Consider the following 12,942-nt stretch of genomic DNA (forward strand, 5'->3'; position numbering starts at 1 on the left):
GCTACATCATCCGGTCGCGCAGGTTGAACATGATCACCAGCGTGCCCGACACCATCAGCGTGACGATGAGGCTCGCAAACAGCACCAGGAGCAGATCATCGCGTGACGACTTGGCAAGGCTGATGTGGAGGAAGCAGCGGAACTGCACGATCACCTGCACGAGAGCCAAGCCCAGGATGATCCCAAATGTCGTGCCGGCCGCAGCCAGTGGCCATTTGACGACCGCGAAGGCGGCAAGCGTCAGTGCCAGGGCCAGCGCATAGCCGATCAGATACGTTCGGGTTTCGCGACGACGCTCGTTCACAGCACATGCCCCTGAAGATAGACGACGCTCAGGACGGCGATCCAGATGACGTCGAGGAAATGCCAGAATAGGCTAAGGCGCAGGATGTTGATCTTGACCCGCGTGTCGAAGCCATAGGCAAGGACCTGCCCGCCCATCACCAGCATCCAGACGCATCCCGCCAGGACGTGGAGGCCGTGAAGCGGCACCAGCGCGAAAAACGCCGACAGAAAGGCGCTTCGCGTGGGGTAGGCGCCATCCGAGAACATGGTGGTGAAATCATGCATCTCCATCGCCAGGAAGGCGACGCCGAGCAGGAAGGTGATGCCCATCCAGGCAAAGACGGGGCGCCGGGCGGCGTCGTATTTCATAGCAAGCACCGCCAGTCCGATCGTGAGGCTGCTGGTTAGCAGGAGCAGCGTTTCGGCGAAGGCGCTGCCGAGCTTGAACTCGCTCGCCGGGGTGGGGCCACCGGCTGTTGCCGCCACGGCGGTGCCGTAGACGGCAAAGAGCAGCGCGAAGATGATCGCATCGCTCATCAGGAACATCCAGAAGCCGAAGATGCCGCTCTCGGCATTGGCATTCGGATCCTGCTCGGTGCCGCCCAGATTGATGCCGGCGTGGCGAAGCGAAGGCTGGGTCATGCCGGGATCTCCGCCAGGCCGGTGTTGCGATGCGTCAGCTCCAGCGGACGCGGCGTTGGATCAGCCGCATCGATCGCTGCGTGCCAGCGATGCTCGGTCGCGGTAACTTCGGCCGCGGAGATGGTACGGTCGCTGTCACGCACGAAGCTGCGCAGGATGAGCGCCGAGACGACCGCCTGCATCGAGAGGCCGGCCAGCCACCACATATGCCAGACGAGGCCGAACGCGGCCGCCGTCGCACCGATACCGATCATCAGCCCGGTGATGCTGTTCTTGGGCACGGTGATCGCACCGTAATGGGCGTGGCGCTCGTAATACCCATCCTTGCGCTTGCCATCATAGAATGGATCGCGCCCCCCGACATGCGGTATGACGGCGAAGTTGTATTCCGGAGGAGGTGCCGAGGTCGACCATTCAAGCCCGCGACCATCCCAGGGATCGCCGGCGAACACCCGGTTCTGATCGCGTTCGCGGATGCTGACGACCAGCTGGATCACCAACGATGCCAGCGCCGCGAGCAGGATCAGCGCGCCAAAGCCGGCGACGTAGAGCCAGGGACGGAATTCGGGCTGGAAGATCTCGTGCGTCCGCCGTGCCATTCCGCTGGCACCCAGCACGTAAAGCGGCATGAAGGCGAGATAGAAGCCTGCAACCCAGCATCCGAAGGATACCCGGCCCCAGCGCTCGTTCAGGCGGAACCCGAAGGCCTTGGGGAACCAGTAGGTATACCCTGCGAGCATACCGTAGAGCAGACCCGGGATCAACATGTTGTGGAAGTGCGCGACCAGGAACAGCGTGTTGTGGAACACATAGTCGAGCGGCGGGATCGCCAGGATGATCCCGGTGAAGCCGCCGATGACGAAGGTGATCATGAACGCCAGCGAGTAGAGCATCGGCACGGCAAAGCGCACCTCGCCGCGGAACATGGTCCAGATCCAGTCATAGATCTTGACCCCGGTCGGCACCCCGATCGTCATCGTCGCGATGCCGAACACCGCGTTGATGTTCGCGGACTGCCCCATGGTGAAGAAGTGGTGCACCCAGACGGTGAAGCTCAGCACCGCGATCGCCATCGTCGCCAGCACCAGGGAGACGTAGCCGTACAGCTCCTTCGACGAGTAGGTCGAGACGACCTCGGAATAGACCCCGAAGGCGGGCAGGATCAGGATGTAGACCTCGGGGTGACCGAACAGCCAGAACAGGTTGGCGTAGTTCATCATGTTGCCGCCGAGATCGTTCGTGAAGAAGTGAAACCCGAGATAGCGGTCGAGTGCGAGGAGCGCGGTCGCGACGGTGAGTGCCGGCATCGCGAACAGCATCAGGATGCTGGTGCACAGGCTCGTCCAGCAGAACAGCGGCATCCGCATGTACGTCATGCCGGGCGCGCGGAACTTGAAGATGGTGCAGGCGATGTTGATCGCCGCCAATGTCGAGCCGATCGAGCCGAGCGTCACCGCCCATATCCAATAGTCGGGGCCGACGTCCGGGCTGAAGGCGAGACCGGTGTAAGGTGGGTAGCCGCTCCACCCGCCGGTCGAGAACTTTCCGATGACTAGGCTGATCATCATCAGGATCGCGCCGCCCCCGGTCAGCGAAAGCGCCACCGAGTTGGCCCAGGGGAACGCCATGTCGCGCGCGCCGATCTGGAGCGGCATGACATAGTTGATGATGCCGGTGAGGAAGGGCATCGCCATGAAGAAGATCATGATCGAGCCGTGGGTGGAGAATAGCTGCGAGAAGTGGTCGGACGACAGGAAGCCCGGATTGCCGACCGCCGCAGCCTGTTGCATCCGCATCAGCACCGCTTCGATCAACGCCCGTGACAGCATCACCAGCGCGATGACGACGTACATGATGCCGATCTTCTTATGATCGAGACTGGTCAGCCATTCGAGCAGCGTGCTCCAGCGCCGATACCGGGTCAGCAGTGTGACGGTGACGACGAAGCCGATGATGACGAGCGATGCGGCACCGGCGCCGATGATCTCGCTGGCGGTGGGGTTCTCCCAGGCGCGTACGAACGGCAGATCGTGCCAGGTGAAGCGGCCGAGGACTTCGGGCCAGATCGGAGGGTGAGCAGCTTGCACGGGCTCAGTGCGCCTTTCGTGTGGCGGGATGTTGACCGGAATGGGGGTGCGAAGCTCCACCCGTCGCGGTCACGACATAGTTGAAGAAGTTGCCTGGGACGCGAGAGTATGTCTCGGGCCCGGTGGTGTCACGGCGCGAAAGCCTCGCCCAGGTGGCGGCATCGAGCGCCTTGGTCCCCTGCCGGGCGTGGGCGATCCACGCCGCGTAGGCATCCGGGGTCATGCTCACTATGGGGAATTTCTGATGAGCGAACTTGCCGCCGTTGAACTGGACGTTCTCGCCGAGATAGCGCCCGGGATGATCGGCTGCGAAGTTCAGCCGCGTCCGCATCCCCGCCATCGCATAGATCTGGCCGGCGAGCTGCGGTAGCAGGAGCGACTGCATCACCGTGCCGCTGGTCAGCTCGACTGCCACCGGGCGTCCCGCCGGGATTGCAAGCTGGTTCACCGTCGCAACGCCCTGATCGGGATAGATGAACACCCACTTCCAATCGAGCGCGATCGCCTGGACGCGAACCGGCGCCCCTCGTCCGGTCAGCCGGGTATAGGGATCATCCTTCTGCGTCGCTGGCCAGAGCAGGAAGGCGAGCAGGATGACGATGCCGATCGGCGGTATCCAGATGAAGCCTTCGAGTGGCCAGGAGAAAGCCCATTTCGGTCGATAGGCGTCCTTGGCGTTGGAATGCCGATAATGCCAGGCGATCAAGGGCACGAGGATGACCACCGGGACCCAGACGAACAGCAGGATACCTGATACGACCAGCAGCAGGTGCCGTTCGTGACTGGCAACCGGCCCCTGCGCGTTGAGGATGCCGTGGTCGAGTGCCGCGCAGCCCGACAACACCGACAAGGCGAGGATGGCGAATCCCAGTCGGGCGAACCTCATCGTAAGCGGCGGATCGTGGCGCGTCGGTGTTCCCGATCGTTGCGTGAATAGTACAGCCACAAAGTCCCTTCGACATCGACCGGCGACGCCCGAAACGCGCAGCCTCGCGAGTCATCGACGTCCGCTGACGCCGCGATCCGCGGCGTCTTCCATCACGCTATGACGCGAGTTGAATCGAGTGAAAAGGCTACTTGGCGGATCCTCTTGGGCCGCCTCGGCTTAAGCTTTATTGTACCGGCGCGCCCCAAACGGCTCTTTTCTGAAAAAGTCAGCGCAGCCAACTAACGTCGGCCATGCCCACCCACTCATTCGAAAGCGCCCATAGCGGAGATGCCCGACCGACCCGCATCGCGTGATTAAACCGGTGTCGCGAGATGAACTAACGGCAGAAAGAGGGAAGCACTAAGGAAGCCTCGAATGACCGCATATGGGTCACATTTCTTGGTCGACTTAATCAGGTCGCATGCGCGATCGGGATGCGGTAAATCGCCTCTGCGTCGCCACCAAGCGCACGGCACAACTCAAGTCCAGACCGCAGCAATCGCAACGCGACTTCCGCCCCGCGGCGCTCTGTCAGACGTGCTTCGGGGCCTGCAAGGCTGAGTGCCCCGACGAGCCGGTTGCCATGGCCAATTATCGGCACAGACGACGAGGCAACGTGCGGCGTCGTGGCGCCGGCGGTATAGATGGGAAGTGGAGGCAGATCAGGATTGGTATCTGGCCAGTCGGCGAACAGTCGCAGCAACTGCGCAGAGCCGGCCTGATCCATCGGTCGCTGCGTACCCGGGGCAACGTCGAGCCGCAGGCTGTTGGACGAATTCACGCGAAACAGGCAAAGACGCACGTCGCCGTGACGAACATAGAAGGTGGCGGTTTCCTGCGTCTCTGCCGCAAGCTTGGCGAGCACCGGCATGACATGCTGCTCGAGGTCGGTACTCTCCTGATAGATGGTTCCAAGGCGCACCACGCCGCTGCCGAGCTGGTAGCGGCCGTCGTGCAGGCGCACGAGGAGGTTGTAGCGTTCCAGCGAAATCGCGAGCCGCATGATCGTGCTTTTGACCAAGCCCGTGCGCTCCGCGAGTTCGGCCAGGCTCAAGGCCTTGTCGCCGGTGCGGAAACAGGTGAGCAGCTCGAGCGCCCGTTCCGCCGCGGCAACGCCTTCCAGCGCGGGTCTGTCCTTGATACCCCGGTCTCTGATGATCGTCGCCATGCTGATCCCTTCTCCGCCCCGATAGCGGGACGGAGCGGGGTCTGTCATCACACGCCTTCACATCCCAGCCGCTTCAAGGTTTCATCGACCCAGGCGCGCGGGTTCTCGCCACGATGGATCTTCTCCATCTGCGCGGTTTCCGCCGCATGCTTGGCCGACGCCGCGGCAAGGACCAGGGGGGCCTCGTCGATGGCGACGGTGACGATGCCATCGTCGTCGCCGAGCAGCAGATCGCCAGGATGGATCACCATACCGTCGATTGCGATCGGGACGTTCACCTCACCAGGACCATCCTTGTAGGGCCCGCGATGCGTCACCCCGGCCGCGAAGACGGGAAAGCGGCCCGCGCGGATCGCCGCAACGTCCCGGATCGCACCGAAGATGACAATGCCGGCGAGACCGCGGCTTTCCGCATGAGCCACCATCAACTCGCCGATCAGGGCGTTGGTGAGGTCACCACCGGCATCGACCACGACGATGTCGCCCGGCTGAGCGATATCGAGCGCCTTGTGGAGCATCAGATTGTCCCCTGGTCTTGCCTTGACCGTTACGGCAGGGCCGGCGAGTACACCGCCACCGTGCATCGGCCGGAGCGCCGCCCCGCCCGCCGTCATGCGGCTCATGGCATCGCTGACGTTGGCGACGGGTAATGCGGCAAATTGCCGGACGAGTTCCGGGTCGATGCGGCGGGGCAGGGGAAGGACACGAAAGCCAATCGTCATGACGTAAAGCTCCTGCCGACCGCACGCCCTCGTGCGGCCGGGATCGGGATCAAAAGTTGAAGCGGAAGCCGACGCGGAACAGGCGCCCGGTGGTGTCGTAGAGGCCGGTATTGGTCGCGAGCGCGATGGTGCCGTCACCGGGCGCAGCGGGCGGATCGGTGTCGAGGACATTGCGGACGTTCAGATAGAATTCGGCGCCTCGGATGCCGACATCCTCCAGCTTGTAGCCGATCTGAAGATCCCAATAGGCCTGAGCTTGGATGTTCTGCAGGTCTATCGCTGCCGGACCGCGGGTCACGTCGTAACGGCCACCGCCGATGAAGCGAACCTGATTGAACAGGTTGAAATTGCCCTTGTAGAAGTCCGCCTGTGCGTTGAACCGCCAGTGCGGATTGGCGCTGATGCCGACCTCGCCTGCGCGGTCGATCGCGGCGGAACCCGGCGTGGTCGACGAAAGCTTGCCGACATATGATACGACGGTGCGCAGGTTCAGCGTCGCATCGGTTTCCATCATCGAGGACAACGGCACGCGGTAGCTGGCCTCGACGTCGACGCCGTTGGTTTCCAGTTCGGACAGGTTGATCGGAAAGGCGGTGAGGCTGAGCAGGTTGCCGCCGGCGTCGCGCTGCACGAGGCTGCAGGCAAGCTGGTTGCCGGTAAAGCATTGGTCCACCGTCTGCTGCGGCGTCAGCGTGCCGATCGCGTCCTTGATCTTGATGTCGTAATAATCGACCGACAGGTTGAAACCGGGGATCATCGGTGGCTGGAGCACCGCGCCCAGCGTCAGCGTGTCCGCCTTTTCGGGCTGAAGTTGTGCGTTACCGCCGGTGGTGACGAAGATGCCGGACAGGCGGATGTTGTTCTTGAACGGATCGACGATCGTGGCTGATTGGGTGCGGCCGCTCGTGAAGAGTTCGGACAGATTGGGTGCCCGGATATCGCGCGAACGGGTGCCGCGCAGGCGCAGCGCATCGAACGCCGTCCAGCTCAGGCCTGCTTTCCAGGTCGTCACACCACCGCTGGTCGAGTAGTCGGTGTAGCGAACCGCTCCGTTGAAATCGATCGACTTGGCAAAGGGCAGGTTGTGCAGCAGCGGGACGACGGTTTCGACATAGCCTTCGCGCACGTCGTACTTGCCGGACCAGGGCTGCGGATTGGCGAACAGGAAGGCACCGGCGCGTGACAGCGCGTCGACCGCCAGCTCGGCCGTCTCCTTGCGATATTCACCGCCAGTGGCGAACGAGATTGGACCCGCCCAGCCTTGAAACAATGTGCCCGATACGTTGAATGCGGCGACATCCTCGGTGAAGACCGAGTCTGTGCGGCTGGTGCCACGCGTATAGGCCAACGCCGCTGCCGATGGAGACCCTTGGCCGAACACGTTGAACGGTGCGCAGCCATCGTTCGCATTGGTCAGCGTCGATCGACAGACGATCTGGCCGCTTGCCGGATTGACCACCGAATCAGCGGCGCGGGTGAAGTTGGCCGTGATCTCGTTGTTCAGCACATCGGTGCGCTGATTGGTGCGGCCATGCTGGTAATAGCCGTTGATCTTCAGCCCGCCGACTTTCGCATTGAAGCCGCCGACGAACCGGCGCGTGTCGGTGGTAACAGCGACATCGGTCAGGCCGCCTTCGACCGACCAGCGCAACATCGTCAGACTGGTTACGGACGGATTGGCGCCAAGCAACGCGCGGATTTGCTGCGGCAGATAGGCATTGTCGCGACGGATGGTGATTGGGTTCTGCACCTGGTGGCGATTGGTCGAGGTCGAATAGCGCGTGTCGGTCCAGCCATATGACGCCTCGCCGAAGACAGACAGGTTCTGGGTCAGGTCATATTCGGCGCGGCCGAAGGCCGACCAGCGTTCGAGCGGGCGGTTGATCTCCTGGAATAGCTCGGTGTTGACGCCATCGCCGCCAATTTGTTGGGTGGCGGTGGAGTAGGAGCCGAAGCTGTAGGGCAGCACTGTGCCGCCAGGGCCGAACTGCAAGCCCCGGAATAGCGCGTTCTGCGCTGCCGTGCCACCATTGCCGGTCAGCAACGTGCCACCATAGGTGCCAAGATTGCGCACGTCCTCCGCCAGGATCTGGGAGGGCCCGCCAGCCGGCCCATTGATCAGGTTGGTGCCGCGCCGGGCCCAGTCGCGCTTACCCTCCAGAATGCCGTCGTTCTTGTAATATTCAGCGCTGGCAATCAGGTGCAGGCGGTCGCCGGCGGTGCTGATGCCGCCGGTCAGGATGGCCCGCTTCTCGGCATTGTCGCCTTCGCTGGAGATGCCCGAGGATACTTCGCCCTTGAGACCTTCATATTTGGTGTCGAGCACGAAGTTGACCACGCCCGCGACCGCATCGGACCCGTAGGCAGCGGAGGCGCCGCCCGTCACGATGTCGACCCGTTGGATCAGGCCCGCGGGCAACAGGTTGACGTCGACCGTGCCGAACTGGCTCGCCGCGACGAAGCGGCGACCGTCGAGCAGCGTCAGGGTGCGGACGGCGCCAAGGTTGCGTAGGTTGAGGAAAGATTGCCCGCCGCCCTGCGTGCCGCTGGCGCGCTGCGGACCGGAGGTCGCGGTGAGGGCGGGGAGGTTTCGGAGCGACTCAGCGAGCGTTGACGGCGCGCTTTTCACCAGCTGCTCGGAATTGATGACCGTGACGGGCGTCGGCGTGGTAAAACCGCTGCGACCGATCCGCGATCCGGTGACGACGATGTCTTTTTCCTGCTCGGGTGCCTGCTCGGGCGTCGCCGTGCTGTCCGGCGCGACTTCGGCGGTTTGGGGAGCCTGGGTCTGGACTGCCTCGGGTGCGATTTGCGCAGGCGTGCTTGGTTCAACCGCCGGTGCGGTCTGCGCAAAAGCTTCCGGCATCCAGAGACAAACGGCGCTGACGCCGACCAGCAAAAGATGACGCGTATGGGCGATGCGGCCGATGGGCATGTGCCTCTCCTGATTGTCATGCGAGCTTTGCGCCCGTCAGCAATGGCTTGTAGCGGAGGCATTATAAAACGCAACGTCGTTTCAGAATAAAGTTGCGAAGTCAGAAATGGTGATTATTGTGAGATCATGAGCGGGGAAGCCGCCAAAGGGAGAGGGATGTGACCAGGCAGACAAGCGGGATGACCGCGCTGATCGTAGGGCCGCTACTGAGCGATGCCGCGATGGCGAAAGCGGCAGCGCACGACCTGACGCTCGTGCCGCTCAAGCCTTATGCGGAAGCTGGTGAAATGATCGCCGCAGCGAATTCGATCTGCGCGCAGGCAATCATCGTCCGCATGGGCGTCGTGTCGCGTGCAGTCATCGAGTCAATTCCAACGCTTCGGATCATCGCCAAGCATGGCGTCGGCGTGGACGGTATCGACCGGGACGCGGCATCGTCGCGAGGCATTCCGGTCGTGGTGGCGGGCGGTGCCAATGCGCAGTCGGTCGCCGAGCAGGCGCTTGCTCTATTGATGAGCGTCGCCCGATCGACCGCGTGGTTGGATCGACGGGTCCGGGCCGGTCATTGGGACAAGCCAACCTATGCCGGCATGGAAATCACCGGCAAGACCGTTGGTCTGGTCGGACTGGGGGCGATCGGCCGCGCGTTCCTCCATCTGCTGGCGCCGTTCGGCGGAGCGGTTCGCATCTATGATCCATATCTCAGCGATGCGAAGCTTCCCGCCGGCACGATCCGCTGCGCCACGGTGCGCGAGCTGCTGGAGCAAAGTGACATCGTCAGTCTGCACTGCCCGCTGACCCCCGACAATCGCGGCTTTGTCGATGCTGCAGCGCTCGGCGCGATGCGTTCCGGCAGCATCCTCCTCAACACGGCACGCGGCGAACTGATCGACGAGGCGGCGCTGTACGAGGCGCTGCGTATCGGCCCGCTGGCCGGAGCCGGACTGGATACGTTCGCCAGCGAGCCACCGGCTGCCGATCATCCGTTCTGGACGCTCGACAATCTCGTCGTCAGCCCGCACGTCGGCGCCAATACCCGGGAGGCGCGCGTCAGGGTCGGCATGAGCGTAGTGGACCAGATCGCCAGCTATCTGACAGCCGGCACGATCCAGCCTCGCAACTTGGTGAATAGCCTGGCCGCGACGGCCGCCTGAACATTCTGTGACGCCAGCCCGGAAGAGGCGGCACGCAGGTCCTGGAGAGGATTTGGTGATGATGAGCCGTGAGGGACTTCGAGACCCCCTGGAAGCGAGGGTCATGCGCAAGGTGACCTGGCGGCTGCTGCCGTTCCTGATGCTCTGCTACCTTCTCGCCTTTATCGACCGCGCCAATATCGGCATGGCGTCGCTGCAGATGAACGCCGATCTGGGCTTGAGCAGCACCGTCTTCGGCTTCGGCGCCAGCCTGTTCTTCATCGCCTATTTCCTGATGGAGGTGCCGAGCAACCTCATGCTCCAGCGCGTCGGTGCGCGGCTATGGATCGCACGGATCATGGTGAGCTGGGGCATCGTCTCGGCGGCCATGGCTTTTGTGTGGAACGTCGAGTCTTTCTACGTCATGCGCTTTCTGCTCGGCGCGGCGGAGGCCGGCTTCTTCCCGGGCGTGATCCTCTACCTGACCTACTGGATGCCGCCGCTCTACAGGGGCCGAACATTGGCCTTGTTCGCGGTGGCGATCCCCTTGTCGAGCTTCATCGGCTCGCCGCTTGGCGGGGTCCTGCTGTCGCTCGACGGCGTAGGTGGCCTGCACGGTTGGCAGTGGCTGTTTCTGTGCGAAGGGCTGCCGACGATCCTGCTTGGCCTGGCGTGTCTGCGCGTGCTCACCGACCGTCCCGCTCAGGCCGAGTGGCTGGACCCGGATGAGAAGCGCTGGCTGAGTGCCGCAACTACCGCCGCCACCGACGGCCGGCCGATGGTACACGGCTCCGCCTGGGGGCTGATCCGTACGCCGGCCTTCTGGGCGATGGTGCTCGCCTGTTGCGGCGCGTCGGCCGCTGGCAGCGTGCTGGGGGTGTGGCAGCCGCAATTGCTCAAATCCTATGGTTTGACCAATCTCGAAACGGGACTGGTCAATTCGGTCCCGTACGGCGTGGCAGCGATCGCGATGGTGCTGTGGGGACGCCATTCCGACGCCACCAACGAGCGGCGCTGGCACACAGCGCTGCCCCTGCTTCTGATCGCGGCGGGCGTATTGGGTACCTTCACCCTCACCGGGCTTGCGCCAACCGTGCTGCTGCTCACCTTCGTGCTGATGGGCGCCTACTGTTTCAAGGGGCCTTTCTGGAGCATGGCGTCGAGCTGGCTGTCCGCCGGTACCGCGGCAGCGGGCATCGCCGCGATCAACGCGACATCCAACCTGATCGGAGGTGGCCTGATGGTGAATGTCTACGGCCTGATCCACGCCCGGACCGGCAGTCACGTTCTCGCACTGATGCCGCTTGCTGGCTTGACCATAGGCAGCGCACTGGCCGTGATCATCGTCGGGCGGCAAGCGCGCGCCCAGCCGGTGGTGGCTGCATGAGCCGCCACGATCAGGATCGACGTGCAGGGAGATCGAAGATGAAGACCTTGCAACATGTCCTTCTCGCCGCGACAGCATTATTGACGGCACCTACCCTGGCACAGGACCGCGCTATCTCACCAAATGGTGGTCGGCCCGAGATCCATGATGTCGAGGAGATGCGGCGGATCGGCGGCTATACTGCGCCCGGCGCACGTGCCTATGCGGATCTGGCCGCGCAGGCTGGCGGCAAGGTGTGGCCAGTGACCCTCTACTATCGGTGTCAGGCGGTCCGCGAACGACGTCCATTGAAGGCGCCGGCACCGAAGCCGATCGAAGTCTTCGATCACGTTTATTCGATCGGTACGGCCGAGAACAACATCTGGGCGATCGATACCGACGACGGCATCCTGCTGCTCGATGCGCTGAGCAGCGAGGCGGACGCGCGCGATGTCATCGTCGCCAACATGAAGACGCTGGGCTTGGACCCCAAGCGTATCCGCATCATCGTCATCACCCATAATCACTTCGATCACTTTGGCGGCGCGGCCTATCTGAAAGCCTTGTCGGGCGCGAAGATCGGCATGAGCCGCGCCGACTGGACCGGCAAGCCGATGATGGGGACGCTGCCTGTGAAGGCAGGTGATGATTTTTTCATTGAGGACGGTCAGACTATCACTCTTGGTGGCCGGTCCGTCACCGCCCTTCTAACACCAGGGCACACACCTGGGACGATTTCCTTGCTGTTCCCGGTCAGCGATCACGGCGTACCGCACATGGCGTCCCTATTCGGGGGGCAGGGTTCGCCGCGGGATGTCGCCGCGCTCATGATCTTTCGTCATTCGCTCGACCATTTCGCCGATTACACCGACCGGATGCAGGCCGATGTCGTGCTGTCCAACCACACGGTGGGCGATGATGGCCTCACCCGGGTGGCCGCTTTGCAGCGGCGACGCGCCGGTGAGCCCAACCCTTATGTTGTCGGTCGGGAAGGCGTGATCCGCTATGACGCCGAATGGCGCGGCTGCCTCAGTGCCGATATCGATCAGGCGATTGCAGGAGGTGGTATCAAGCCGGGCACTCGCGCTATCAAGCAAACCGGCGGAGGCGCGTGGTGAGCATGTGCACCCTCCCGGGCGAGATCATCGCGCATGTCGTGGCGCACTGTCCCGGTCGTACGGATGAGGCTCTCCAGCCACGCTTTGGTATGAGCTATAACACGTGGCGCAAGATCGCTGCTGGCAAACCGATCAGAACCACCGTCGCGGCTCGGTTGATCGAGCGGGTCAAGGCAGAGGCGCAGCCACAGGCTTAGGTATGCAGCCATGAAGGTTCATGAATGTCCAAAGTTGGGTGGCTTAGAAAGTCGCAGGAATAGCTGCTTCTGGGTCACTTCGGATCGCCTTCGGTTTCCCGCTGCGTGGCGTTCGATCACTTGTACACCTGTACACCCTGTTGTACCCCTAACTGTGCAACTCGCCGACAGACGGGCTGCACGGCGACGCAAATTCAATGACTTAGCGCGCGGGTATAATAGGTCAGGAATCCTGTCTCCCCGACCATCCGCAGCTAAGTCTTTGATTTCGCCTCTTAACGACGGCGCTCAGGGACGGCTGTACCCCTTGGGGTGGCGGAATGGGCTTTTCGAACGTGGCGCTGCGCGGCAGTCGCTACTG

The 12,942-nt window shown here is 63.1% G+C and carries 10 protein-coding genes; 3 read left to right on the forward strand and 7 right to left on the reverse strand.

Features of this window, described 5'->3' with window-relative positions; genetic code table 11:
- Position 1: 1 nt before the first annotated feature.
- The 7 genes from BRX43_RS13455 to BRX43_RS13485 form a co-directional block, all read right to left on the reverse strand.
- Positions 2-304 (reverse strand): cytochrome C oxidase subunit IV family protein, encoded by a 303-nt coding sequence (locus tag BRX43_RS13455; protein ID WP_125995617.1) that lies wholly within the window; start codon positions 302-304, stop codon positions 2-4.
- The gene (locus tag BRX43_RS13460; protein WP_125995618.1) at positions 301-927 is read right to left on the reverse strand and encodes a cytochrome c oxidase subunit 3; all 627 of its coding nucleotides are present in this window, start codon (positions 925-927) and stop codon (positions 301-303) included. Before BRX43_RS13460 ends, BRX43_RS13455 begins: the two co-directional genes overlap by 4 nt.
- The gene (locus BRX43_RS13465) at positions 924-3,014 is read right to left on the reverse strand and encodes a cbb3-type cytochrome c oxidase subunit I (RefSeq protein WP_206433212.1); all 2,091 of its coding nucleotides are present in this window, start codon (positions 3,012-3,014) and stop codon (positions 924-926) included. The genes BRX43_RS13460 and BRX43_RS13465 overlap by 4 nt, the downstream gene beginning before the upstream one ends.
- 4 nt (positions 3,015-3,018) lie before the next feature.
- A complete protein-coding gene (locus tag BRX43_RS13470) occupies positions 3,019-3,858 on the reverse strand; it encodes a cytochrome ubiquinol oxidase subunit II (protein WP_241214959.1) in 840 nt (279 codons plus the stop codon).
- A 496-nt stretch (positions 3,859-4,354) separates the two neighbouring features.
- Positions 4,355-5,110 (reverse strand): helix-turn-helix domain-containing protein, encoded by a 756-nt coding sequence (locus BRX43_RS13475; protein ID WP_125995620.1) that lies wholly within the window; start codon positions 5,108-5,110, stop codon positions 4,355-4,357.
- A gap of 47 nt (positions 5,111-5,157) precedes the next feature.
- Entirely contained in the window at positions 5,158-5,832 is a 675-nt protein-coding gene (locus BRX43_RS13480; RefSeq protein ID WP_125995621.1) for an RraA family protein, read from the reverse strand.
- Between the two features lie 49 nt (positions 5,833-5,881).
- Positions 5,882-8,767 (reverse strand): TonB-dependent receptor, encoded by a 2,886-nt coding sequence (locus BRX43_RS13485; protein ID WP_125995622.1) that lies wholly within the window; start codon positions 8,765-8,767, stop codon positions 5,882-5,884.
- A gap of 179 nt (positions 8,768-8,946) precedes the next feature.
- Here BRX43_RS13485 and BRX43_RS13490 point away from each other — a divergent pair, with 179 nt between their 5' ends.
- The 3 genes from BRX43_RS13490 to BRX43_RS13500 all read left to right on the forward strand — a co-directional run bounded on the left by BRX43_RS13490 (position 8,947) and on the right by BRX43_RS13500 (position 12,384).
- Entirely contained in the window at positions 8,947-9,921 is a 975-nt protein-coding gene (locus tag BRX43_RS13490) for a hydroxyacid dehydrogenase (protein ID WP_125995623.1), read from the forward strand.
- Between the two features lie 103 nt (positions 9,922-10,024).
- Positions 10,025-11,287, forward strand: coding sequence for an MFS transporter (locus BRX43_RS13495; protein ID WP_241214954.1), 1,263 nt, complete (start codon positions 10,025-10,027; stop codon positions 11,285-11,287).
- A gap of 38 nt (positions 11,288-11,325) precedes the next feature.
- On the forward strand, positions 11,326-12,384 hold the full coding sequence (locus BRX43_RS13500; RefSeq protein WP_125995624.1) for an MBL fold metallo-hydrolase: 1,059 nt from the start codon (positions 11,326-11,328) through the stop codon (positions 12,382-12,384).
- Positions 12,385-12,942 lie beyond the last annotated feature (558 nt).

The organism is Sphingomonas sp. S-NIH.Pt15_0812, from assembly GCF_003951315.1.
Classification (GTDB): Bacteria; Pseudomonadota; Alphaproteobacteria; order Sphingomonadales; family Sphingomonadaceae; genus Sphingomonas.